Raw genomic sequence first — 23,694 nt, 5'->3', positions numbered from 1 at the left:
CAATTCGTCGCGTTCCAGTCAGAATTCTGATTCTGCGAGGCCGGTTTGCGTGATTACGCCGGTGTTTTCAGGGCGGACACCGATGGCGCACAGGCGTAGCGTCGATGGCATGGCCGATGACCGACGCGGGCGCGTCAAGGTGGAGACCGGGCAGAAGCGGGTGCGGGTTTACCTGCGCGGGAAGTTGGTGGCCGACACGTTGCGGCCCCTGCTGGTCTGGGAAGTCCCCTACTACCCGACCTACTACGTGCCGCTCACCGATGTGCGCGCCGACCTGGACCCGAACGGAAGCACCGAGCACTCCCCCAGCCGTGGCGACGCGACCGGCTACGACGTCGCCATAGATGGCCTGCGCGCGGAAGGTGCGGCGCTGCGCTATCTCGATTCGCCGCTGGCGGAGCTGAAAGATGCTGTGCGACTGGATATCGCCGCGTTCGACTGGTTCGAAGAGGACGAGCAGGTTTTCGTGCATCCGCGCGACCCGTATTCGCGGGTGGACATTCTCGGTAGCTCCCGGCACGTACGTGTCGAGATCGACGGAGTCACCGTCGCGGATTCGCATTCGCCGCGCATCCTGTTCGAAACCGGTTTGCCCGCAAGGTATTACCTGCCGCTGACCGATGTGCGGATGGATCTGCTGACCCCGTCGGACACACACACCAGCTGCCCGTACAAGGGCACCGCCGACTACTGGAACGTGCAGATCGGCGAGACCGAGCACGCCGACATAGTCTGGATCTATCGCACGCCGCTGCCGGAGAGTCAGAAGGTCGCCGGGCTGGCGTGCTTCTACAACGAGAAGGTCGACATCCACCTCGACGGAGTGCGCCAGGATCGCCCGCACACACCGTTCGGCTGACTATTCGCCGACGTCGAGTACACCCTCGTCGACCGCCCACTTGATCGACTTCTCCAGCGACGGACACGATTCCGGCCTACCGGGCCGCGCACCGTGTTCGGACAACTGCGCGAAAACCGGGCAGTGCGCGTCGGGCCGTTCGGTCCACTGCACCGAAGTCTGGTGCGCGCTCGACTTACGTACCAGCACCTGCGCCGAACAGGTCTGACACCGCAGCGGCGTCAGACCTGTGTCGAGGTAATGCTGTTTGTCGACCACGGTTTGCGCCCGGACCGCCGCCTGCAGGGCGGGCCGATCAGCGAAATCGGGCGCTTTGGCCCAGGTCGGGCGAGGCCCCTGCGAGGACTCACCCGACCCGGGCTCGGCAGAAGCGAGCCGCGACGGATCGCCGGACTTTTGCGGCTCGCTCGAGCTCATCTCAGACGCCCGCTCCCTCGGATTCGGCCTTGCGGCGCAGGTTCTCCGCCACCTCGGCCTCCCACGCCTGATTCGCCTTGGTCGTGTCGACCTCGAATTCGAAGCGCTGGGTCATCTTCTCGGTGACATCGGCGACGTCGACGTAGAACTGCTCGTACCAGCGGCGCAGCTGGTAGACCGGGCCGTCCTCCTCGCAGAGCAGCGGGTTCTCGACCTTGGACTTGTGCTTCCAGATCTCCACGTCCTGCAGGAAGCCGTCGCCGAAGAACTTGGTCATCGTCTCGGCCAGCTTCTGCGCGGCGTCGTCGGGAATGCCCTTCGGCTTCTCGACGGTCAGGCCCCACTGCAGCACGAACGAGTCCTGGCTGACCGGGTAGTGGCAGTTGATCAGCTGGATCTTGATCTCGTAACCGCTGTAGATGTTGATCAGCGGATTGATCATGTAGGACGGCCCGAAGTAGGACGCCTCCGACTTCAGCAGCGTGTCACCGCCGTGCTTGGCCGCCATGCCGACGTCCGGGCGACCCTTGGTCTCCAGGAACTGCGTCGCCACATGGCCTTCGAAGACGTTCTTGAAGTACGTCGGGAAGGCGTAGTGGATGTAGAAGAAGTGCGCCATGTCCACGACGTTGTCGATGATCTCGCGGCAGTTGGCGCCCTCGATGAGCAGCGAGTTCCAGGTCCAGTCGGTCCAGCCGCTGTCGAGGGTCTCGGTGGGGTTGCCCTGCGCGTCGGTGTACGGGCCCTCGATGTGCGGGATCGTGACCTCGGCGGGGGGCTCGTTGCCCTCGTGGTCGTGCCAGACGAACAGCTGACCGTTGCGTTCCAGCGTGGTCCACTTCCTGGTGCGGGCCAGCGGCGGAACGCGGCGCGCGTACGGGATCGCGGTGCACTTGCCGCTCGCGCCCCAGCGCCAGTCGTGGAACGGGCAGGCGATGTCGTCGCCCTTCACCGTGCCCATGCTCAGGTCGCCGCCCATGTGCCTGCAGTAGGCGTCGAGCACGCGGATCTGGTCGTCGGTATCGGTCCACACGACGAGCTTGGTACCGAAGATCTCGACTGCGTGCGGTTTGCCATCACGGAACGTCGACGCCAGGCCTACACAGTGCCAGCCGCGCGCGAACCGCGTCGGCGGTGCGCCGACATCGAGTTCCCTCACCTTGCCTGCCATATCGAACCCTCCTCGTTCACTAGAACACGTTACAAAACAGAGCCGCTTCACGCCAGTTATCCAGCGAAGTTCTCCGTTGACCCCTGTTATATCCGAGGTAGGGCGATCTTCTCGACAGAAATGAGAACCTGTTCTAATCTCAGAGACGAATAGAACCGGTTGTCGATCTGACACAGGCAGGAGCGGGCTCCCAAATGACGCAAGAAGTGACGATGCGGGTCGAGGCACTGCTGCCGACGCTGCGTGAACGCGCGCAGGAGGCCGAGGACCTGCGCCGCATTCCCGAGGAATCCATGAAGGCGCTGCAGGAGACCGGTTTCTTCCGGCTGCTCCAGCCCACGCAGTGGGGCGGCCATGCCGCTGACCCGGTGGTGTTCTACGACAGCGTGCGCAAGATCGCCAGCGCGTGTGGTTCCACCGGCTGGGTGGCGGGCATCATCGGGGTGCACAACTGGCACCTCGCGCTCTTCGATCAGCAAGCGCAGCAAGATGTTTGGGGCGAGGACACCGATGTGCGCATCTCGTCCTCGTACGCGCCGATGGGTGCGGGCCAAGCTGTCGACGGTGGGTACATCGTGCGCGGCTCGTGGGCCTGGTCCTCGGGTTCGGATCACGCGACCTGGGCGGTGCTGGGCGGGCCGGTGATCAAGAACGGCAAGCCGGTCGACTTCGGCAGCTTCCTGATCCCGCGTTCGGACTACCGCATCGATGACGTGTGGAACGTCGTCGGCCTGCGTGGGACCGGCTCCAACACCGTTGTCGTCGAGGACGTTTTCGTGCCGTCGCACCGGTTCCTGAGCTTCCGTGCGATGAGCGAGGGTCGTGCGCCCGGGCTCGAGCAGAACACCGATGCCGTGTACAAGATGCCATGGGGCACCGTGCACCCCACCACGATCTCCGCACCGATTGTGGGCATGGGTTACGGCGCTTACGAGGCGCATGTCGAGCATCAGGGCAAGCGGGTGCGCGCGGCTTACGCCGGCGAGAACGCCAAGGACGATCCGTTCGCCAAGGTGCGTGTAGCCGAGGCGGCCAGCGATATCGACGCCGCGTGGCGTCAGCTGTCGGGCAATGTCGCCGAGGAGTACGCGCTGCTGCTGGCCGGCGAGGAGGTGCCGTTCGACCTGCGGGTGCGGGCTCGGCGCGATCAGGTGCGTTCGACCGGTCGGGTGATCGCCTCGATCGACAAGCTCTTTGAGTCCTCCGGCGCGACTGCGCTCGCCAATGGCACTCCACTGCAACGTTTCTGGCGTGACGCGCACGCCGGACGGGTACACGCGGCAAACGACCCCGAGCGCGCCTACGTCATGTACGGCACGCACGAGTTCGGGCTGCCCGTCACCGACGCCATGGTGTAGCCGATGAACCGGACTTCTGAACTCACCGTCGAATCGACCGCGGCGCAGGTCACCGCCGGAGGGTGCCACCGATGACCCAGACCGCTGAACTCACCTACGAATCGACCTCACGCTTCGCGCAGGTCACTCCCTCGCTGAAGCTGCACTATCACGAAGCCGGGAGCGGTCCCACGATCGTACTGTTGCACGGCGGCGGACCCGGCGCTTCGGCCTGGTCGAACTTCGCCCGCAATATCCCCGTGCTGGCGCAGCACTTTCACGTGATCGCGCCCGATCAGCCGGGATATGGCAAGTCCGACAAGCCGATTGATCACCCGCAGTACTTCGTACACAGCTCCGAGGCTCTGCTCGCGCTGCTCGATCACCTCGAGATCACCGACCGGGTGCACCTGCTCGGCAACTCGCTCGGCGGCGGCGCCTCGGTGCGGTTCGCGCTCGATCACCCCACGCGCGCAGGCAAACTCGTGCTGATGGGTCCGGGTGGGCTGAGCACGAATCTGTTCGCACCCGACCCCACCGAGGGCGTGAAGCTTCTCTCGAAGTTCACCTACGAACCGACCAGGGACAACCTGGAGAAGTTCCTGCGGATCATGGTCTTCGACCAGTCGCTGGTCACCGACGAGCTGATCGACGAGCGGTTCGCGCTCGCCAGTAGCCCCGAATCGCTGGCGGCGATGCGGGCGATGGGCAAGTCCTTCGCCGGTGCCGATTTCGAGAAGGGGATGCTCTGGCGCGACGCCTACAAGCTGCGTCAGCCGGTGCTGTTGATCTGGGGTCGCGAGGATCGAGTGAACCCCTTGGACGGCGCGCTCGTAGCTACCAAGGTGATCCCACGCGTTCAGTTGCACGTATTCGGTGGCTGCGGACACTGGGCGCAGCTGGAGAAGTTCGACGAGTTCAACCGGCTCACGGTCGATTTCCTCGGGGAGAAGTGATGAGTATTCGTGCCCTCGGCTACATGCGCATCGAGGCCACCGACATGGCGGCCTGGCGCGAATACGGCCTCAAGGTGCTCGGCATGATGGAGGGCACCGGGCTGAATCCCGACGCGCTCTACCTGCGGATGGACGACTTCGCGGCGCGGCTGGTGATCGTGCCCGGCGAGCAGGACCGGCTGCTGGTCTCGGGCTGGGAGGTCACCGATGCCCGCGGCCTGCAGCAGCTGCGGGAGACCCTGGACAAGGCCGGGGTGGCCTTCACCGAGGGCACCAAGGACGAGCTGGGTGAGCGTCGTGTCGAGGGCATGATCCGGTTCCAGGATCCGTCCGGGAACACCCTCGAGGCGTTCTACGGCGCGCAATACCTCGGCCGCCGCTTCGTGAGCCCCTACGGCCACAAGTTCGTCACCGCCGAGCAGGGCCTCGGCCACGTGGTGCTGACCTGCACCGACGACGCTGCGGCACAGGCGTTCTACCAGGACGTCCTCGGCTTCCGGCTGCGCGATTCCATGCGACTGCCACCGCAGATGGTGGGCCGCCCCGCCGACGGCGACCCGGCCTGGCTGCGCTTCTACGGTTGCAACCCGCGCCATCACGCGCTGGCATTCCTGCCGCTGCCGAATCCGACCGGCATCGTGCACCTCATGGTCGAGGTGGAGAACTCCGACGATGTCGGCCTCTGCCTGGACCGCGCCAACCGCAAGAAGGTGAAGATGTCGGCCACCCTCGGCCGGCACATCAACGACAAGATGCTGTCGTTCTACATGAAGACTCCCGGCGGCTTCGACATCGAATTCGGTTGCGAGGGACTGGAAGTCGACGACCACGACTGGGTCGCCCGCGAATCGACCGCGGTCAGCCTGTGGGGTCACGACTTCACTGTCGGATTCAAGCAGCAATAGGAACGGCGGCGAAGGACATGACCGAACAGATCGACGGCAGGCAGTTCCGCACCGTGCTGGGACAGTTCTGCACTGGCATCACCGTGATCACCGCGCTGGATCCGGACGGTGCACCCATCGGGTTCGCCTGCCAGTCCTTCGCCGCCCTCTCCCTCGACCCGCCCCTTGTCCTGTTCTGCCCCACCAAGGGCTCGCGCTCGTGGGCGGCGATCGAGGCGGCGGGCAAGTTCTGCGTGAACGTCCTCTCCGAGGATCAACAGCCGGTCTGCGCCCGCTTCGGTTCGCGCGAACCGGACAAGTTCACCGGAGTCGGTTGGCGCACATCGGAACTCGGCGTGCCGGTGCTCGATGATTCGCTCGCCACGATCGAGTGCACGGTCGACTCCGTTGTCGACGGTGGCGACCACTACATCGTCATCGGGCGGGTTCACGCCCTCTCGGAATCAGCCACCACCGCAGGCCGCCCCCTCCTCTTCTATCGAGGCCAATACACCGGCATCGAACCCGACAAAACCACCCCCGCCCCTTGGCGCGCCGATCTCGACCACTTCCTCACCACCACCAGCCTCGACACCTGGCTGTGAATCCGTCCGACCGGCACTCGGCCCGCCGCTGTCGAGTTCGTCCGGCCGTCAGCTCATTTCGTGGTGAGCAATGCCGTCAGCAATGCGGACGACAGTGCTGCGGTGTTGTCCTTCTCGGTTGACCAGCTGCGGGTGGTGACCGTCATCGCGGCCGGGTGCGGTGCTCCGAGACAGTGCGGGGCGAACGCGGCGAAGAATTCGTGCGGATCGAGCAGCGTCTCCGGTGTGTGGACGCCAGGGTTCTTCGACCCCAACAGCGCTGCGACCGCCAGTGGCACGCCGGTGTTGTCGGCCATGCTGAGGCCGGGGACTTGGCACAGTGCCGTGGCGGCGGTCGCGGTGATCCCCTCGCGCAGACCGGTCGCGACGGCGAACAGGGGCGGCAGGCCGCCGGCGGTGATCAGTTTCGCCGGGTCAGCGGGCAGGAATCGTTCGACGCGGGCAGCCAGCGCTGCCGCCTGATCGAGGGTCAGCAGGCGCTTTCCCATCGCCCAACGCAATGCCAGCAGCGCGGCTGAGGTCGAGCGGTCGCCGACGACCACTGTCGTCGCGTCGCGGAGTTCGGGGAAAGCGCGGGAGACAGTGATCGCTTCCGGGTGCCCGAAGCTGCGGCCTTCGCCGGTGCCGAGTCCCGGATAGTCGATGCGCATCCGTTCCAGCGCTGGGCGCTGCGTGCGCAGGCCGTCGCGGATGACCGGGATGTCGCCGGCGATCTGCAGCATGCCGTGGACCACGGCCGCGCTCGCGCCCGGACCGGCCGGTTCGGTGTGCGCGGAGTGAATGTTCCAGCCGGTGACCACTGAGTCGACCCGGTCCAGCTCCCGGCCCGCCAGCATGGCGAGCAGATTGGCGATGCCGGGGCTGGCGCCCATACCGACCAGCGCGGTCACCCCCGCCGCCCGGGCTTGTGCGTCCATGTCCAGCATTTCCAGGGTCGGCTGCGGATCGTCACAGATGTCGATGTAGTCGCAGTGTGCGGCGATCGCCGCCGCCAGGATCGGCGGGCCGAAGCGGAAGTACGGGCCGACGGTGTTCACCACCAGGTCGGCCTCGCCCATCGCGGCCGCGAGCGCCGGGCCGTCGGTGGCATCTAACCGACAGGCCGTAGCGCCCAATTCATCGGCGAGTGCGCGCGCCGCCACTCCGTCCCGGTCGGCGATCGTCAGTGCGGTCACCTGGTCGTCGCCGTGCATGATGCGCGCGGCGACCCGACCCATCTCCCCTGCCCCGCCCAGCGCGAGAACTCGCATGGCTGCCTCCCCTTCGAATATATTGACTATCATGACAGTAAATAAAATCGGCCGTCCGAGCAAGGCCAAGGAGCGCATCGGGCAGATCCTGCGGGCCGCACATTCCGTGGTCGCGGCCGATGGTTTCGCCAGCACGACGCTCTCGAGGGTGGCGGCGGCGGCCGGGGTGCAGCGCACACTGGTGCTGCACTATTTCGGCAGCAGAGACGGGCTGATGCAAGCGTTCGTCACCGACGCCGTGGCCGCGTACGGTGACGCGCAATTGCGGCTGGGCACCGAGGGACCGATCGACGACCGAGTGAACAGGATGTTCGCGCCGGGAGCCTACGAAACCCACGACGACCTGGTTGTATGGAGCGAGCTGGTGCACCTCGCGGTAAGGGATCATGCTGTCCGGCAATGCCTTCGGCAGTTGTGGACCGAGCGCTGGCTACCCGAGCTGGAACGCCAACTCGCCGACGCGTTCCCCACCGCCCCACCGGATCGCGTCGCCGTCACCGCCTACGGGCTCGCGTGCCTGTTCGAGGCGCACTGGGCATTCCACCTGCAAGAAGTAGTCGATCCCGTGCGCACCGAGCAGGCCATCCGCGCGGCGCACATTCTGCTGGCAGCCCTCGAGCTGTGATCACGTTCAGAGTGCCTGGTGATCCATCGTCCAGGTTCAGGCGATTCGTACCGTGACGTCAGCGAGGACCGGGGCATCGTCGCGTTCGACCACGGTGACGGCCGCGATGAGCTCGTCACCCACACGCCATACCTTGGTGCGCAGGGTCTCCCCCGGGTACAGGACTCCGGCGAACTTCGCACGGAAGCCGGCGACGCGGGTGGCGTCACCGTCGAGAAGTGCGTCGGTGATGGCTTTGGCGACGATCCCGTAGGTGCCGAGGCCGTGCATGATCGGTGCGGGAAAGCCTGCGGCGATGGCGAATTCGGGGTCCGAGTGCAGGGGGTTGCGGTCGCCGCACAGGCGATACAGCAGGGCTTGTTGCGGGAGGGTGGCGGTGCGGATCTCTGCGTCTGGGGTGCGGTCGGGCAGTTCAGTGCGGGTGCTCGGGCCGCGCTCGCCGCCGAAACCGCCTTCGCCCTTGGCGAAGATCGAGGACCGCACTGTCCACAGCGGTTCGCCGTCGGATCCGGTGACGGTGTGCTCCTGCACGATCACCGCGTTGGCGCCCTTGTCCCAGATCTCGGCGATCCGGCCGACCGACACCGCCTTGCCGGTGGCGGGAATCGGCTTGTGCACCTGCACTTCCTGATGCCCGTGCACGACCTTGGCCAGGTCGATCTCGATGCCGGGGAAGCTCACGCGCGGCGGTTCGGTTTCGCCGAGGGTGGGCACCACCGTCGCGAAGGTGGGCAGCACCTGGGGTGTGCGGTCGTCGAGGTAGGCCAGCTCGGCCGGGTCGGTCGGACGGGCGCCCGCACCGAGGCCGAGGTGGTAGAGCTGCACATCGGTGGGGGTCCAACTGAACTCGCGGGTGGGCAGCGCCGCACCGAGTGCGGTCGCAAGGTCGATAGGCATGGTTACTCCTGCGTGTCTGGAGAGCGGTCTGAGTTCGTTCGGCGCGTCACCGACACTCCGAGTCGGCGTCGAACACCGCCAGGGCGGCGAAGGTGATCGTCGGGCTCATGCGCCGACCTTCGCGGACTCGGTCTTCTTCTTCGCGGCGATGTCGAGGACCGCGAGGTAGGCGAAGGTGATGGCGGGGCCGATGGTGGCGCCGGGGCCCGCGTAGGTGTGGCCCATTACCGGGGAGCTGGTGTTGCCTGCGGCGTAGAGGCCTTCGATGATCGAATTGTCTTCGCGCAGAACGCGGCCGGCGGTGTCGGTGACCAGGCCACCCTTGGTGCCGAGGTCGCCGGGGACCATTTTCGCGGCATAGAACGGGCCTTGGGACAGTTCAGCCAGGCAGGGGTTCGGTTTCACGGTGGGGTCGCCGTAGTAGCGGTCGTAGTGGCTGTCGCCGCGGCCGAAGTCCTCGTCTTTGCCTGCGGTGGCGAAGCTGTTGAAACGTTCGATCGTGGCGGTCATGTTGTCGACGGGTACGCCGATGCGGTCGGCGAGCTCCTCGATCGTGTCGGCCTTGACGATGTTGTCGTTCTCCATCCAGCGCGATGGAAAGCGCTGTCCCGGTTGCAGTCCCGCGAAGATGTAGCGGTTGCGGTAGCGCTGGTCGAACACCAGCCAGGCGGGAATGTTCGCGCCGGGGCCCGCGCCCTGACCGTACTCACCGCCGTACATGGTGTGCACTGCCTCGACATACGGGGCCGACTCGTTGCCGAACCGTTCGCCCCGGTCGTTGACCATGATGGTGCCGGGCAGGTTGCGCTCGGCCAGCGCGAACCAGGGCTTGCCGCCCTTGAAGATCGTCGGTCCCCACCAGGCGTCCTCCATGAAACCGACCGTCGCGCCCGCGGCCATGCCCGCGACGATGCCGTCGCCGGTGTTGGCCGCGGCGCCGGTGGTCCACTCGGTGGTGATCGGCTGACGTTGGTACTTGGCGCGTAGGTCGGCGTTGTGCTCGAAGCCGCCGCTGCCGAGTACCACGCCGTAGCGCGCGGTGAAGGTGACCGGTTCGCCGTCGGCGACGGCCTTGACGCCGGTGACGCGGCCGTCGGTGACCACCAGGTCGGTGAGCGGGGTGTTGAGCAGCACCGGGACGCCGGCGTCGAGCAGGCCCTTGCGCATGGCGGCGATGATGGCCTGGCCCATGCCGAGCAGATGCTTGCCGGTCCACTTGGCCAGGTAGGTGCGCGCGCCGACGCGCAAGGCTCGCATCATGCCCTTGGGGTGGCGGCGAATCAGGTTGAGCCGCACGAAGTCCGCCTGCGTGACCACGACATTGAGCGGCGCCTTGGCGTAGGGCGGTTCCAGGTTCACCAGTTCGGCGCCGAGGACCTTGGCGTTGAACGGCTTGGGCTCACAAGACCTTCCGGCCCCGCGACCGCCCGGCGCTTCCGGGTAGTAGTCGGAGTAGCCCGGCACCCAGTTCATCTTCAGTGGGGTGTGGTCGAGGACGAAGTCGAATGCCTCGGCGCCGCGATCGAGGTAGGTGTCGATCTTCTCGGCGGGCACCACGTCGCCGATGATGCTGTGCAGGTAGGTGCGCGCGTCCTCGCGGTCGTCGGGACGGCCCGAGGCGAGCAGCGCCTTGTTGCCCGGAATCCAGACGCCACCGCCGGATCGGGCCGTCGACCCGCCGTAGTGCGCGGCCTTCTCCAGTACCACCACGCTCAGCCCCTTGTGGGCCGCGGCGAGCGCGGCGGTCATCCCGGCGGCGCCGCTGCCGACGACCACGACATCATATTCCCGATCACTCATGTAGAACACGTTACAGAAAGTCGCCGCTTTTGCGCTATGTTGTCTGGACGAAGGGCTGATATTCGCTTCGGCAACCCGTTACAGTTTTGATGTCAAGCCGACGCTGTTCGGCCGAGATTGTCCAGGAGGTCCGCGTGCTGTCCGACGCGCTACGTTCCGAGCTCGCCGATGAACTGGCTCGCGCCGAAACCGACCGCGTGGCCGTGGCCCCGCTCGTCGCGCGGCATCCAGGGATCGACGTGGTCGATGCCTACGAGATCCAACTGCTCAATATTCAGCGCCGGTTGCGTTCCGGTGCCAGGGTGATCGGGCACAAGGTGGGGCTGTCGTCGAAGGCGATGCAGCAGATGATGGGGGTCGACGAGCCCGACTACGGTCATCTGCTCGCCGATATGGAGGTCTTCGAGGACGTCCCTGTCGACACCGCCGCGTTTCTGCTGCCGCGGGTGGAGGTCGAGGTGGGTTTCGTGCTCGGTGCCGACCTGCCCGGCGAAGACTGCACGGAGGCCGATGTTCTCGCGGCGACCGTCGCTTACGCACCCGCGATCGAGTTGATCGATTCCCGGATCACCGATTGGAAGATCGGGCTCGCCGACACGATCTCGGACAACGCGTCTTCGGCCGGTTGGGTCCTCGGCAAGGAACGCGTTGCCCCCAGCGACATCGACATCACCGCGATCGACGCCGTGCTCACCCGCAACGGCGAGGTTGTCGCCGAAGGTCGCAGTGACGCCGTGCTCGGTGATCCGCTGATCGCGGTCGCGTGGCTGGCACGCAAGGTCGCCGGGTTCGGTGTGCGACTCAAAGCCGGTGACATCGTGCTGCCCGGCTCCTGCACCCGTGCCATCGACGCCCGACCCGGTGACGCCTTCCGCGCGGAGTTCACCGGACTGGGTTCAGTCCGCCTGGACTTCGCCTAGGCCACCGCTGTGCGCAGGATATTCGCAACCGCGTCGCCGCCTTCGTCGGACTCGATTGCCTTCGTCTGCCTTTCACCTGAGCTGTCCACCTCGCCGGCCACTGCCGGCTGCCCCTAGGAGGCCAACCGTGTCCAACGGGAACGTCACCGCCGCGATCGTCGGATCCGGCAACATCAGTACCGACCTGCTCTACAAACTGCTGCGTTCGGAATCCATCGAACCCCGCTGGATGATCGGCATCGACCCCGACAGCGAAGGGTTGAAGCGGGCCCGGGGGCTCGGGCTGGAGACCTCCGCTGAAGGAGTCGACTGGCTGCTCGCCCGGGATGAGAAGCCCGACATGGTCTTCGAGGCCACCTCGGCTTACGTCCATCGCGCTGCCGCGCCCCGGTATGCCGAACTCGGGATTCGCGCGGTCGACCTCACCCCCGCCGCTGTCGGGCCCGCTGTGGTGCCGCCGGTGAACCTGGGCTCGCTGCTCGATGCGCCGAACGTCAACATGATCACCTGCGGTGGACAGGCAACGATTCCGATCGTCGCCGCCGTTTCCCGCGTCGTTCCGGTCCCCTATGCCGAGATCGTCGCCTCGGTGTCGTCGGTGTCCGCGGGCCCTGGCACTCGCGCCAATATCGACGAGTTCACCAAGACCACCAGCCGTGGTGTCGAAACCATCGGCGGGGCTCAGCGTGGCAAGGCAATCATCATCTTGAACCCGGCCGAACCGCCGATGATCATGCGCGACACCATCTTCTGCGCGATCCCCGACGACGCCGACCACGACGCGATCACCGCATCGATCCACCAGATGGTCGCCGACATCCAGCAGTACGTGCCCGGCTATCGGTTGCTCAACGAACCGCAGTTCGACGAGCCGTCGGTGGTTTCCGGTGGGCTGGCGAAGGTTTCGGTGTTCGTGGAGGTCGAAGGTGCGGGCGATTTCCTGCCGCCGTACGCGGGCAATCTCGACATCATGACCGCTGCCGCGACCAAGGTCGGCGAGGTCATCGCCGGTCAGATCCTCTCGGCCCGGGTGTAAGGAGCTTGTGAAACCATGGTCTACTCAGCAGAACTCGACATCCGGATCACCGATACCTCGCTGCGTGACGGCTCCCATCACAAACGCCACCAGTTCACCACCACCGAGGTTCGCGATATCGTCGCCGCGCTCGACGGTGCGGGGGTGCCGGTCATCGAAGTCACCCACGGTGACGGCCTCGGTGGTTCCTCGTTCAACTACGGGTTCTCCAAAACCCCTGAGCAGGAACTGATCACGATCGCGGCGGAGACGGCACGCAACGCGAAGATCGCCTTTCTCATGCTGCCCGGTGTCGGCGTCAAAGAAGACATCAAGATCTCCCAGGACAACGGCGCCTCGATCTGTCGCATCGCCACCCACTGCACCGAGGCCGACGTCTCGATCCAGCATTTCGGCTACGCCCGCGACCTCGGGCTCGAAACCGTCGGCTTCCTGATGATGTCGCACACGCAGCCGCCCGAGGCGCTCGCCGAGCAGGCGCGCATCATGGCCGACGCCGGGTGCCAGTGTGTGTACATCGTCGATTCCGCCGGAGCCCTTGTGCTGGAACAGGTTTCCGACCGCGTCGCCGCTGTCGTCGCCGAACTCGGCACCGACGCCCAGGTCGGCTTCCACGGCCACGAGAACCTCGGCCTCGCCGTCGCCAACTCCGTCTATGCCGTCCGTGCGGGAGCCACCCAGATCGACGGCTCCACCCGCCGCTTCGGCGCGGGCGCGGGCAACACCCCCGTCGAAGCCTTCGTCGGCGTCGCCGACAAACTCGCCATCAAAACCGGCGTCGACTTCTTCGCCATCGCCGACGCGGCCGAAGACGTCGTGCGCCCGGCCATGCCCCAGGAATGCCTGCTCGACCGGCAGTCGCTGATGATGGGCTACGCGGGCGTGTACTCCAGCTTCCTCAAGCACGCCGAACGCCAAGCCGAACGCTACGGCGTCTCCGCTGCGGAAATGCTCGTCCGCGCGGGTAAACGCAAGCTCGTCGGCGGCCAGGAAGACCAACTCATCGACATCGCCTTGGAACTGCAGCGCGAAGCCTCCGTCACCGCGTGAGCGCACCGGCAGCGAGGTAGTCGTCTCCGCCCACGAAATACGTGTGGCCGTCGGCGACTGTCTCGCTGCCCGCCCGGACGATCACGCGCGCGAAGTCCTCGACAGTGGGCAGCGGGCCCGCCGCGCGGCGCGACTCGACACTGTCCGGGTCGCGCCGTTCCAACAGGCGGACGATGATCGTCCCGTCGATCATGTCGCCCGACACCACCGTGAAACCGACTCCGCGCTCCCGGAATTCGGGAATCAACGCGCGTAGCGCATCCTCGCCTGCCCGCTTGCTCATCGCGATCGGCGCGTAACCCGCAGGTACGTCACCCTTTTCGTGGATGAAGTGCGCCTGATGGCTGGTCACGAACACGATCCGCCCACCTTCGGGCATCAGCGGCAGCATCGCCGTCGCCAGGTTCACCTGCGCATCCCGGTTGAGCCGGAGGGCGTACCCGGCATCGGCATCCCGTTCGAGCCCGCCGGATGCATTGAGCACCAAGGTATCCAGCCGCCCGAATGTCCGGCCGATCTCATCGACCATCGTCTCGACAGCCGCCGGATCGGAGACGTCGGCACCGAGCACCGAGGCGCTTCCGCCTGCCGCAACAATCCCGTCCACGACATCCTGGGCCCGTTTGCGCTTCTCCCGATAGTTCACGACGACGTGTGCCCCCGCCGCGCCGAACTGCGCGGCCGCTTCCGCACCGATCCCCCGCGAGGCCCCGGTCACCAGCACGATCCGCTGATCTGTCGAATCCATCGTCGATCTCCTCGTCCGTCCCGACCGGCCGTCATGCTTCTGATTCAGAAGCAACTATCGTGCTTCTGAATGAGAAGCGCAACCGGTGACGAACCCTCTCTAGCGATCCTGGCCGCGATCGAACTGCTCGGTCAGCGCTGGATGCTGCGTGTGATCTGGGAACTGGAGCCCGGCCCCCTCGGCTTCCTCGACATCCGCCGGCGCATGGGCAACTGCTCGTCGAGCATGCTGTCGGACCGGTTGCAGCAGCTCCAGTCGGCGGCGCTGATCCGCAAGAACGGGCCGCGCGGCGCCTACGAACTCACCACCGAGGGCGCACTGCTCGCTGAATCCCTGCAGCCGCTGTGGGACTGGTCCGAGAACCGGACACTCACCGGCGATGGCAACGGCCGGATCCCTTGGCGGCCTGAGAGCTAGTCGCCGAAACTCGCTGGACACGGGCGATATAACTGGCTGATGAGCGTGGCGACATTCTTCTGTGACACCGATACTGCTGCCCGGATCGAGCGGATGGAGACCGGGGTGATCGCCCGTGGGGTGGGCGCGGGGCTTCAGCGGGCGGAATCGGGCGGCGGTGGGTTCACGCGGGAGATCGCCGGTGGTGCGGCGTGTTTCGCTGGACCGAATTCGCCGTTGAACAAGGTGGTGGGGGTCGGGTTCGGCGGGGTGCCTTCGGATGCGCAGTGGGAGGCGGTCGAACGGGCATACGCTGAGGTCGGGGCGGCGGTTCAGGTGGAGTTGGCGCATCTCGCCGACCCGCGGATCGGGGCCGAACTGACCGCCCGCGGGTATCGGTTGACGTCGTTCGAGAATGTGCTCGGCATGCGCCTGGCGGGACGCGTCTGGCCGAGTCCGCAGTCGGTCGAGGTCCGCCGCGACGACGAGACCGGATTCGACACCTGGCTCGATATCGTCGTCGAGGGCTTCGCGCACCCCGATGAGGACGGTCTACCCGCACACGAGGACTTCCCCCGCGACATCCTCGCCGCCGCCGTGCGAGACCTGAACGCCACCGGCGACACCCACCGCTACCTGGCCTACCGGGCAGGCGAACCCGCGGGCGGCGCCACCTTGCGCATGATCGACGGCATCGCCGCCCTCGGCGGGGCCGCGACTCGGCCGCAACACCGTCGAAAGGGCGTGCAAACAGCACTGCTCGCGACCCGGCTCAACGAGGCCGCCGCGGCCGACTGCGACCTCGCGGTCATCACCACCCAGCCCGGCTCGAAATCCCAGCGCAACGCCCAGGCCCAAGGCTTCGCCCTGCTCTACACCCGGGCAGTGCTGGTCAAAGATCCCGCTTGACCGCGTCCGGCTCCAGGGGGATCTGTTCGACGGTCGGGCCCTTGGCCGAGAGGCCGCTCACCAGCAGAGCGTAGATCGCGACGATGAGGACGGGGGCGGCCAAGGGGGCCCAGATCAGTTGGACGGGAACCCAGGCCGCGGTGGCGGCGGCGATGGTGAACAGGACCGCGCCGCCGACCGAGGGGATGGTGGTGGGCACCACGCCTTCGGGGGCGTGCAGGACGGCGGCGTTCAGCAGGTAGGTGGTGGCGACCAGACCTGTTGCGGCTGCGGCTATTACACCGACGTCGGAGAAGGCGAGGGCGGCGATGGTGATCAGGACCGCGCCGACCGAGGCGGGCCGCCACCACCAGCTCGCGATGACCAGCGCGAGCGCCGCCACCCCGGCGATCGGGTTGATCAGCGCGACGGCGGCGACCAGGAGCAGGCCTGCCAGCAGGGCAAGGAATCTCGTCATCGGCGCACCCGGACCGCTCGGCGGTGTTCGGGGAGCAGGCGCATGGCCTGGTCGAGGCGGGTGCCTTCGGGCCAGGGAATGATGTCGACGCCGACGGTGCCCATGTCCCGGTACATCGAGGCGCGCTCGAGCTGCCACATCTTGGCCATGGTCGGGTCGAGGCCCTCCTCGAACGGTGTCCCGCGCAGGACGTCGACCGCGACGACCACGTGGCCGCGTTTGCGCAGGTCGATCAGCGACAGCGCGAACTGGGTGTCGAGCAGGGTGGAGAAGGCGACCACGATCGCGCCGATCGGGACGGCGGCATGCGGTGCGAGGGTGCCGGTGGTCTCGACGTGTTCGTCGCCGACGCCGAGAACTGTGTCGACGATGCGATAGAACTGCCTGCGGCCGATGTCGGGGCGCAGCCAGCGGGGGGATTCGCCGAGGCAGACGACGGCGGTGCGGTCACCGGATTGCAGGGTCGACTGCACCACCTGGGCCGCGCCGCGGACCGAGAGTTCCAGTGAGGCGCTGGCCGGGCCTGGCGCCTGCAGGGAGGTGTCGACCATGACGACCACATCGGCGGAGCGGTTGGTGAACCGCTGGGTGACGAAGAGCCTGCCGCGCCGCGCGCTCACCGGCCAGTTCACGGTGCGCAACTGGTCGCCCGGCGCGTAGGTGCGGATGTCGGCGTATTCGACGCCGGGGCCTTGCCTGCGGGTGAGGTGGGTGCCGATGCGGTCGGGAAGTTCGGTGCGCGGCAACCGCATTCGCTGCGGGTCGGCGATCGGGTACACATAGATCTTGGCCGCGGGCAGTTCGGCCGTGGCGACCGCGAGGCCGGCCGGGCTCAGCGCGGCGACCTTGACCTGCACCGGATAACGCCCCCAGCGGGTGGCCGAGAGATTGAGTTCCATCCCCGCGGGCGCACCACCGGAGTCGTGGGCTTCGGCGACCTCTAGTTCCAGACCCGGCATCTGGACAGCAGTCATTCGTAGCAGTGCGTGCCCGCTCTCGACGAAAGCGACTGCGTTGCAGCTGATCTGCTCGTTTTCGAAGCAGCGCACCGTGCCGCTGCCGTCGACCTGGATCCTGGTCGGCGCCTGCTGCCACGGCGCGGTGGCGAGCACACCGAGCATCGGGGCGGCGAAGACGACCAGCTGCCACTGCCCGAGCAACACCGCGACGACCAGCGCCGCCGCGGCGCAACCGGCCAGGATGAACACCAGCGGGGCAGGCCGCCACCGGAGGTCGACCTCGACCGTTCTCGATTCGTCGCGGTGCTTCATGTGCTGGTGGCGCGGGGCACCGGTAGCCGGCGGAGTAGTTCGGTGATCACGTCCTCACCGCGGATGCGGCGGACCCACATCTCGGGGCGCAGCGTGATGCGGTGCGACATCGCGGGCACCGCGAGCGCTTTCACGTCTTCCGGGATCACGTAGTCACGCCCCAGCAGCAGCGCACGGGCGCGCGACATCTGCACCAGATCCAGTTCGGCACGCGGGCTGGCGCCGACCTCCACCTGCGGGTGGCTGCGAGTCGCCGAAGCGAGCGCCACGACGTAACTCACGACATCGGGATGCACGGTGACGAATTCGACCGACTGACGCATTTCCATCAGCCCCTGCGCATCGACCACCTGGCCGACTTGCGGTGCGGTGGAACCACGTTCGAGCCTGCGCCGGATCATCTGCGTCTCGTCGGCCTCGGAGAGGTAACCCAGGCGCAGCTGGATGGCGAAGCGGTCGAGCTGCGCCTCGGGCAGCGGGTAGGTGCCCTCGTACTCGATCGGGTTGTCGGTGGCCAGCACCACGAAAGGCTGTGGCAGCAGGAAGGTTTCGCCGTCGATGCTCACCTGACCTTCCGCCATCGCCTCCAGCAGAGCTGCCTGGGTCTTCGGCGGGGTGCGGTTGATCTCGTCGGCGAGCAGCACATTGGTGAACACCGGACCACGACGGAAGTTGAACCGGCCCGACGCCATGTCGTAGATCGTCGAACCGAGCAGATCGGCGGGCAGTAGATCCGGCGTGAACTGCACGCGGGTGAAATCGAGTCCGAGCGCGGCCGCGAAAGACCTTGCGATCAAGGTCTTTCCGAGCCCCGGCAGGTCCTCGATGAGTACGTGTCCTCCGGCCAGTACGGCAATCATGATGAGCTGCATCTCATCTCGCTTGCCGACAATGACTCGGCCCAGCTCACGCAGTACGGCATCGGAGCGCTGGACGGTCACGTTCAACGGCATTGTCATCGGTGGCCTCTAACCCCTCACATCGTCTGCAAACGGCGCAGGATCTCGTCCAGCGCCTCCTTGCCCGGTGCGCGACCGGTTTGATCGCGCAGCGCGGAGTTCGCCGGATCCACCCAGCGCCACAGTTCAGGACCGAACTGCAGCTGACCGGCGGCCTCGGTGGCCCGGCGATTCTTGGAAACCCTCAACCCAGTGGACAATTCGAACTCTTTGGCGAGCAACGGCCGCAGGTGGCGGTCCCAGTCGGCGCGGGTGCCGTCGGCGCGGGCGGCGAGCATCTCGGCGCGCGCGTGCCAGCGACCGAGCATCTCGGCCGGACCGTTGTCGATGTACTCGGTGAGCGGTTCCTCGCGAATCACCCGGTGGCGCAGGGACCAGACCAGCATCGCGAGTGCCACCGCCACCGGCACGGACACCGCGAGCAGCACCGAATCACGATCCAGCCGCACCAGCGCCACCTCGATCACCGCGACCGCGAGCACAGCCGTGACAATCACCGAAGTTCGACTCATGCGGTGCCCTCCTGGCATGCTCGGGCGCCCTGCGTGGTCACGCAAGCTACCGCCTCCGGGCGCTGACCGCTCATGCCGCCACCAGCCTGCGTTGCAGGTCGGTGAGCACGATGCGTAGGAGTTGTTCGGCGCGCATGCGCTGCCATTCGAGCATCGAGTGCGGGCTGAAGCGCGCCTCCTCGAACAGCGCGACCAGCTCACGGGCCGAAGCGTCGTGCAGCACACCGCTTTCGAAGGCGCGGGCGAGCACTTCCATCGGGGTGTCGGAGGCCAGCGGGCGGGCGGCGAGGTCGCTGAACAGGCCGCGTTCCATCGCCACATAACAGGCGATGATGGCGGTGCGCGGGTCCTGGCCGGGGGCGTTCATCGCGGCCAGGCCCATCTCGGCCGCACGGGTGAGGGAATCGACATCGCTGGCTGCGGGTTCGTCCTCGACGGGCGCCGCGGGTGTCGGTTCGCGACGGGCGGCCACGGCGACCGCGACCAAGCCGACCAGCGCGACCACGATCAGCACGACGGCCAGGATCCCCGCGACCACGAGGGCGTTGCCCGCGAGTTCGGTCGCCCCGGCCGTGGGGTCTGCGGCGTGGGTGTCGGTGGTGGGGACGGGGCTGGAATCCTCGGTCTGTGTCTGGACGGCGGCACGCATCGGGCGCGCACCCGGCAGCAGGAACAGCGCGGTGACGCCACCGGCGAAGATCAGCGCGACCGCGGCCACGGCGACCGGGACCAGCAATGCCATCCGCCGCCACTGGATGCGCGGCATGGCGTCGCGTTCGGCTTCGGGCATCGCCAGCGGCAGTCGATGCTGGCTGGCGATCACGCCCGCGACCAGGATGACGATCGAGACCAGCAGCAATACCGGCATCACGGCGATGAGCAGCGGAGAAGGAGCTCCGGACGAGGACTCGCCGGAGCCGGGCAGTGTGCCCTGCAACGCGATCGTCGAAGCGACGACCAGTGCGATCACGACAATCGCCCGCGTTATGGGCTGATTCACCCCGATCACAGCTGTACCACCAAACCCCAGAGACTGCACCAAACAGCCACATAGTTACATGCCGAGTGGTCCGCTCGAGACGAAATCGATGCTTTTGGGACCACTCACCTTTATTGTCCCCCTGCCATCAAGGGCATGCTACGCAGTGCGAACGTTCGAAACGCCAGTTAACGGCAGCTCACCGAGTCGGCTGGCGGTGCGAGCGAGGTCGGGGATCGCGGGGACGTTCGCGGTCAGTTCGGGTGCGGGTTCCGGGGCGTGGACGGTGAAGGGGAGGTCGGCGTCGTAGAGGACGTCGACCAGGTTCACCAGGCGCATGGACCAGTCGGGCGGGACTTCGCGTAGTGGCGGGACGTCGAGCAGGGTCCAGCGGCGGTAGCGCTCGGTGAGATGGAGGTAGTCGGCGGCGCTGGTTGGGGTCGCGCAGATGGCGTGGAAGTCGACGGTGATGGTGTCGGCACTGGTGTGGCCGCGCAGGGTCCGGCCGTTGCCGAGCGGCACCTCGACGGCGGACGGCTCGCCGTCGTGCGAGTAGGGCTGATCGACTGCGGGCGGATGTGTGCTGTGACGGCGCGCGCCCAGGTTGGGGGACGCTGATCCGGCACCCGGTGTCAGCACGTAGCGTCCCGCGAGGAAGCCAGTGTCGCGGTGTGGTGTGCGGGTGCGGTAGTCGAGTGGGCCGTCGAGGGTGACGGTGTCGAGGTTGGCGAGGATCAAGTCGATGGTGGGCAGGAAGGCGTCGTGGAACAGGGGGTTGGGCAGGAGGTCCTGTGGCCGGTAGTTCGAGGTGACCACGAGGGTGCGGTGGTCGGCGAAGAGGGTTTCGAGCAGGCGTGCGACGAGCATGGCGTCGCCGATGTCGGTGACGTGGAATTCGTCGAAGCAGACCAGGTCGGCGTCGCCGAGGAGGTCATCGATGGCGCGTTCGATCGAGCCGAGCGCGTGGGCGGCGGCGTGTAGCGCGGCGAAGAACGAGTGGAAGTGGAAGCGGCGCTTGCGTTGTGTGTCGACCGAGGCGAAGAAGCGATCCATCACCATGGTCTTGCCGCGCCCAGGGCGCCCGTGCAGGTAGCTGCCGCAACGGGCGGCCGACAGGTCACCGAGTTCGGCGGGATGCCCGGTCCGGTTGACGCGCTCGGCCCGGCGCCCCCGCAGCGGGATTCCGAATACCCGCCCGCGCTCAGCGCGACCCCCGCGCGCGGGGTGGCCACCGCGCCGGATCGGACGGCTGTCCGGGTCGAGCAGGGAGTCGAGTGCGCTTGCGGCCGCTTGCTGCGCGGGATCGAGCACCACCGTGTTCATGCGAACCTCCTTCGTCCTCTACAGTTGTAGAGGAGGGCGTCGTCGACGGCCAGGAGAGGTGACGATGTCCACAGACCGGCGGGTGCAGATCGTGGCGGGTGCTGTCGACCTGATCGCGACACGGGGGATTCGCGCGCTGACTCATCGCGCGCTGGACGCCCAACTGGCATTGCCATCGGGTTCGACCTCGTATTACTTCCGAACGCGGCAGGCTTTGATCGAAGCTGTCGCGGACGGGATCACAGCTCGGTCGCGCGCGGACTTCGTTGCCGCACAATATGAATCAACGACCCACCCGGAATACCGGACAGAAGTGGCGCGCGATGAAGCAACCGGTCAGCCGATGGATCCCGTGCGGGTCGCGCACGACATCGCGACCTGGATCGATCATCTACTCACACATCGCCGCAACGACCTGATCGCCCGGCACGCCCTGATCATCGAGGTCCTGTCCGACCCGGAGCTACACGCCCGCCTGGCAGGCAGCCTGTTCTCCCTCGACCGCGCCACCGGACTGTTCGAAGCCCTCGGCGCTGCCGATCCCCGCGAGTCCGCGCACGACCTACTCGCGCTGCTGGAAGGACTCGTCTTCGATCGGTTCGCGGGGCTACGGGCCGGAGCGGCGGGCGATGTCGATCAACTCGCCAGACCATTGGCTGAGTTGCTGACAAGCGAGCGTAACTGTCAACCGGGCCAACCGAATTCGGAATAGGGCGCGGCGGAATCCAGCGCTGCCAATCCGAGAGCGGAGTATTCGATCAGGTCGGCGGGTAACTCGGTCAGCGGAAACCATTGCAGTGCATAGCATTTATCGGGTTCACGATTGAAGGGTTCTCCGCGCCATTCCTCGGCGCGAAAGAACAAGCCGAGCCGGGAGTCGCGACCGGGGGCGGTGACGTGAGCGACATGGAACAGGCGCAAGGTGGCCGGGTCGATGTCGACCCCGATCTCCTCCGCGGCTTCGCGCGCCGCGGCCGCCGCCACCGACTCGCCGACCTCGAGCTTTCCCGAGGGCAGGTGCCAGCGGTGATCGAACTCGTCGCCGCTGCGGCGCAGGCTCAGCAGGATCGTGTCGGCACGGATCAGGAGTATGTGGACATCGACGAGGTGCAGTGGTGTCACGGGGATGAGCCTACGAAGCCGGATCCACCGTGCTGGGGTGGATCCGGCCTCGACGTCCTACAGGGAGCGGCGGAAGGGGCCGGTTACCTCGTAGGTGATGCCGCCGTCGTCGGTGCCGGTGGTGCCGTTCTGGGAGGAGAAGTACATGCGGGTGCCCGCGGGATTGAAGGCGACGCCCGCGATTTCGGAGTCGTCCTGGCCGACGATCTTGACGAACGGCGCGATGACGTCGTTCGGGGTGATCACGCAGATCTCCATGTCGCCGCCGTCCTCGGCGACGAACAGGTCACCGACGTGCGGGTCGCCGGTGATGTTGTCGACGCCGGTGAGGGGCGCGTTGGCGGTGGTGTCGTTGTCGTAGACCGTGGCGAGCTGGTTGGTGGCGGCGTTGTAGGCCCACACCTTGTCGTCGCCCTTGGTGGTGAAGTAGCAGATGTTGTTGCGGTAGTAGGCGCCTTCGCCACCGTCGAACAGGTGCATGTTCTTGACCTGCTTGCGGCAGTCCTGGCCCTTGGGCTTCACCGCGGCCCAGGTCAGGTCGGTGGTCAGCACCTCGAGCTTGCCCTCGGACAGGTTGCCCCACGCGGTCGGGGTGTAGCGGTAGAAGCCGCCGTCGGGCTCGTCCTCGGTGAGGTAGACGACCTTGCGGTCGGGGTCGAAGGCCGCTGCCTCGTGGTTGAACACGCCCATCGCCTCGTGACTCACCGCGGGCTTGACGCCCCACGGGTCGGTCTCCCAGCACAGGCCCTTGTTGTGCTCTTCGCACGAGATCCAGGTGTTCCACGGCGACGCACCACCGGCACAGTTGTCGGTGGTCCCGGACAGAATCGGGTAGGACCCGGTGATGTTGCCCGCGCCGTCGAACTTCACCGCGCTCACGCCACCGGCACCCTTACCGAGTTCGGCGTTGGACACATAGATCCAGCCGGTGCCGTCGGCGAAGCAGGCGCCGCCGTCGGGCGCACCGTGCCACACGTGCTTGGTGTTGCCGACGAGCTGACCGGTTCGCGCGACGACCCGGCTGGTGAAGCCCTTGGGCAGCATCAGGCCGTTGGCGTCGGCGGCCTGCAGACCCCCGTACGGGCTCGCACCGGTCTGCGCCGGGTACGCGAGTGCTTCTCGTCCGAGCGTGAAGGTCAGTGCCACCGAACCGGCACCGACCACAGCCGCCTTCATGAATCCTCGTCGCTGCATCCGCTTCCTTCCATCGA

Annotated in this window: 26 protein-coding genes; 12 read left to right on the top strand and 14 right to left on the bottom strand. The window is 66.9% G+C overall.

The window, feature by feature from the left end; all coding sequences use genetic code 11:
* Positions 1-109 precede the first annotated feature (109 nt).
* Positions 110-859, top strand: a complete 750-nt coding sequence (locus ACFW6D_RS27300; protein WP_379332738.1) for a DUF427 domain-containing protein — start codon at positions 110-112, stop codon at positions 857-859.
* Here the strand turns inward: ACFW6D_RS27300 and ACFW6D_RS27295 are convergent, their stop codons facing one another.
* Both ACFW6D_RS27295 and ACFW6D_RS27290 read right to left on the bottom strand, forming a co-directional pair.
* Positions 860-1,276 (bottom strand): hypothetical protein, encoded by a 417-nt coding sequence (locus ACFW6D_RS27295; protein ID WP_379332736.1) that lies wholly within the window; start codon positions 1,274-1,276, stop codon positions 860-862.
* 1 nt (position 1,277) lies between these two features.
* Positions 1,278-2,447 (bottom strand): Rieske 2Fe-2S domain-containing protein, encoded by a 1,170-nt coding sequence (locus ACFW6D_RS27290; RefSeq protein ID WP_379332734.1) that lies wholly within the window; start codon positions 2,445-2,447, stop codon positions 1,278-1,280.
* A gap of 194 nt (positions 2,448-2,641) precedes the next feature.
* On the opposite strand from ACFW6D_RS27290, the gene hsaA reads away from it, so the two are divergent.
* From hsaA to hsaB, 4 genes are all read left to right on the top strand, one after another.
* Positions 2,642-3,805: a 3-hydroxy-9,10-secoandrosta-1,3,5(10)-triene-9,17-dione monooxygenase oxygenase subunit gene (gene hsaA / locus ACFW6D_RS27285; RefSeq protein WP_379239413.1), complete on the top strand. Its 1,164-nt coding sequence runs from the start codon at positions 2,642-2,644 to the stop codon at positions 3,803-3,805.
* Positions 3,806-3,876: 71 nt separating this feature from the next.
* On the top strand, positions 3,877-4,740 hold the full coding sequence (hsaD, locus tag ACFW6D_RS27280; protein WP_379332732.1) for a 4,5:9,10-diseco-3-hydroxy-5,9,17-trioxoandrosta-1(10),2-diene-4-oate hydrolase: 864 nt from the start codon (positions 3,877-3,879) through the stop codon (positions 4,738-4,740).
* A complete protein-coding gene (gene hsaC / locus ACFW6D_RS27275) occupies positions 4,737-5,645 on the top strand; it encodes an iron-dependent extradiol dioxygenase HsaC (protein WP_379332730.1) in 909 nt (302 codons plus the stop codon). The genes hsaD and hsaC overlap by 4 nt, the downstream gene beginning before the upstream one ends.
* Positions 5,646-5,662: 17 nt before the next feature.
* Entirely contained in the window at positions 5,663-6,229 is a 567-nt protein-coding gene (gene hsaB / locus ACFW6D_RS27270; protein ID WP_379332728.1) for a 3-hydroxy-9,10-secoandrosta-1,3,5(10)-triene-9,17-dione monooxygenase reductase subunit, read from the top strand.
* A gap of 53 nt (positions 6,230-6,282) precedes the next feature.
* Here hsaB and ACFW6D_RS27265 read toward each other — a convergent pair whose 3' ends face one another.
* Entirely contained in the window at positions 6,283-7,479 is a 1,197-nt protein-coding gene (locus ACFW6D_RS27265) for a saccharopine dehydrogenase family protein (RefSeq protein WP_379332726.1), read from the bottom strand.
* Between the two features lie 31 nt (positions 7,480-7,510).
* Between ACFW6D_RS27265 and ACFW6D_RS27260 the strand changes: the two genes are divergently transcribed.
* Positions 7,511-8,104 carry a TetR/AcrR family transcriptional regulator gene (locus tag ACFW6D_RS27260; RefSeq protein WP_379332724.1) on the top strand — a complete coding sequence of 198 codons (594 nt, stop codon included), beginning with the start codon at positions 7,511-7,513 and terminating at the stop codon, positions 8,102-8,104.
* A gap of 36 nt (positions 8,105-8,140) precedes the next feature.
* Here the strand turns inward: ACFW6D_RS27260 and ACFW6D_RS27255 are convergent, their stop codons facing one another.
* Together ACFW6D_RS27255 and kstD are read right to left on the bottom strand one after the other, a co-directional pair.
* Positions 8,141-9,001 (bottom strand): MaoC/PaaZ C-terminal domain-containing protein, encoded by an 861-nt coding sequence (locus tag ACFW6D_RS27255; protein ID WP_379332722.1) that lies wholly within the window; start codon positions 8,999-9,001, stop codon positions 8,141-8,143.
* A 105-nt stretch (positions 9,002-9,106) separates the two neighbouring features.
* The gene (gene kstD / locus ACFW6D_RS27250; RefSeq protein ID WP_379332720.1) at positions 9,107-10,810 is read right to left on the bottom strand and encodes a 3-oxosteroid 1-dehydrogenase; all 1,704 of its coding nucleotides are present in this window, start codon (positions 10,808-10,810) and stop codon (positions 9,107-9,109) included.
* Between the two features lie 125 nt (positions 10,811-10,935).
* On the opposite strand from kstD, the gene ACFW6D_RS27245 reads away from it, so the two are divergent.
* The 3 genes from ACFW6D_RS27245 (at position 10,936) to dmpG (ending at position 13,807) form a co-directional block, all read left to right on the top strand.
* Positions 10,936-11,721: a 2-keto-4-pentenoate hydratase gene (locus tag ACFW6D_RS27245; protein ID WP_379332790.1), complete on the top strand. Its 786-nt coding sequence runs from the start codon at positions 10,936-10,938 to the stop codon at positions 11,719-11,721.
* Between the two features lie 127 nt (positions 11,722-11,848).
* Positions 11,849-12,757, top strand: coding sequence for an acetaldehyde dehydrogenase (acetylating) (locus tag ACFW6D_RS27240; RefSeq protein ID WP_379332718.1), 909 nt, complete (start codon positions 11,849-11,851; stop codon positions 12,755-12,757).
* Positions 12,758-12,772: 15 nt separating this feature from the next.
* Positions 12,773-13,807: a 4-hydroxy-2-oxovalerate aldolase gene (gene dmpG / locus ACFW6D_RS27235; protein WP_379332717.1), complete on the top strand. Its 1,035-nt coding sequence runs from the start codon at positions 12,773-12,775 to the stop codon at positions 13,805-13,807.
* On the opposite strand, the gene ACFW6D_RS27230 is transcribed toward dmpG, so the two are convergent.
* A complete protein-coding gene (locus ACFW6D_RS27230) occupies positions 13,797-14,555 on the bottom strand; it encodes an SDR family oxidoreductase (protein ID WP_379332716.1) in 759 nt (252 codons plus the stop codon). The two genes, dmpG and ACFW6D_RS27230, sit on opposite strands and share 11 nt — an antisense overlap.
* A gap of 69 nt (positions 14,556-14,624) precedes the next feature.
* Between ACFW6D_RS27230 and ACFW6D_RS27225 the strand changes: the two genes are divergently transcribed.
* Both ACFW6D_RS27225 and ACFW6D_RS27220 read left to right on the top strand, forming a co-directional pair.
* Positions 14,625-14,972, top strand: a complete 348-nt coding sequence (locus tag ACFW6D_RS27225) for a winged helix-turn-helix transcriptional regulator (RefSeq protein ID WP_379332714.1) — start codon at positions 14,625-14,627, stop codon at positions 14,970-14,972.
* A gap of 39 nt (positions 14,973-15,011) precedes the next feature.
* The gene (locus ACFW6D_RS27220) at positions 15,012-15,860 is read left to right on the top strand and encodes a GNAT family N-acetyltransferase (RefSeq protein ID WP_379332712.1); all 849 of its coding nucleotides are present in this window, start codon (positions 15,012-15,014) and stop codon (positions 15,858-15,860) included.
* On the opposite strand, the gene ACFW6D_RS27215 is transcribed toward ACFW6D_RS27220, so the two are convergent.
* The 6 genes from ACFW6D_RS27215 to zapE form a co-directional block, all read right to left on the bottom strand.
* Positions 15,844-16,317, bottom strand: a complete 474-nt coding sequence (locus tag ACFW6D_RS27215) for a hypothetical protein (protein WP_379332710.1) — start codon at positions 16,315-16,317, stop codon at positions 15,844-15,846. The genes ACFW6D_RS27220 and ACFW6D_RS27215 overlap by 17 nt on opposite strands.
* Complete coding sequence (locus tag ACFW6D_RS27210; RefSeq protein ID WP_379332708.1) at positions 16,314-17,588, bottom strand: DUF58 domain-containing protein; 1,275 nt, start codon at positions 17,586-17,588, stop codon at positions 16,314-16,316. The genes ACFW6D_RS27215 and ACFW6D_RS27210 overlap by 4 nt, the downstream gene beginning before the upstream one ends.
* Entirely contained in the window at positions 17,585-18,547 is a 963-nt protein-coding gene (locus ACFW6D_RS27205; RefSeq protein ID WP_379332706.1) for an AAA family ATPase, read from the bottom strand. The genes ACFW6D_RS27210 and ACFW6D_RS27205 overlap by 4 nt, the downstream gene beginning before the upstream one ends.
* Before the next feature lie 17 nt (positions 18,548-18,564).
* On the bottom strand, positions 18,565-19,059 hold the full coding sequence (locus tag ACFW6D_RS27200) for a hypothetical protein (RefSeq protein ID WP_379332704.1): 495 nt from the start codon (positions 19,057-19,059) through the stop codon (positions 18,565-18,567).
* A 70-nt stretch (positions 19,060-19,129) separates the two neighbouring features.
* Positions 19,130-20,059, bottom strand: coding sequence for a DUF4129 domain-containing protein (locus ACFW6D_RS27195; RefSeq protein WP_379332702.1), 930 nt, complete (start codon positions 20,057-20,059; stop codon positions 19,130-19,132).
* A 138-nt stretch (positions 20,060-20,197) separates the two neighbouring features.
* Positions 20,198-21,361: a cell division protein ZapE gene (gene zapE, locus ACFW6D_RS27190; RefSeq protein ID WP_379332700.1), complete on the bottom strand. Its 1,164-nt coding sequence runs from the start codon at positions 21,359-21,361 to the stop codon at positions 20,198-20,200.
* Positions 21,362-21,425: 64 nt separating this feature from the next.
* On the opposite strand from zapE, the gene ACFW6D_RS27185 reads away from it, so the two are divergent.
* Positions 21,426-22,073, top strand: coding sequence for a TetR/AcrR family transcriptional regulator (locus ACFW6D_RS27185; protein WP_379332698.1), 648 nt, complete (start codon positions 21,426-21,428; stop codon positions 22,071-22,073).
* Here the strand turns inward: ACFW6D_RS27185 and ACFW6D_RS27180 are convergent.
* The gene (locus ACFW6D_RS27180) at positions 22,046-22,483 is read right to left on the bottom strand and encodes an NUDIX domain-containing protein (RefSeq protein WP_379332696.1); all 438 of its coding nucleotides are present in this window, start codon (positions 22,481-22,483) and stop codon (positions 22,046-22,048) included. The genes ACFW6D_RS27185 and ACFW6D_RS27180 overlap by 28 nt on opposite strands.
* 57 nt (positions 22,484-22,540) lie before the next feature.
* Complete coding sequence (locus tag ACFW6D_RS27175; protein WP_379332694.1) at positions 22,541-23,677, bottom strand: alkaline phosphatase PhoX; 1,137 nt, start codon at positions 23,675-23,677, stop codon at positions 22,541-22,543.
* Positions 23,678-23,694 lie beyond the last annotated feature (17 nt).

It is taken from the genome of Nocardia sp. NPDC058705, assembly GCF_042749305.1.
GTDB lineage: Bacteria > Actinomycetota > Actinomycetes > Mycobacteriales > Mycobacteriaceae > Nocardia.
This window is presented reverse-complemented; position numbering and strand designations above follow the sequence as displayed.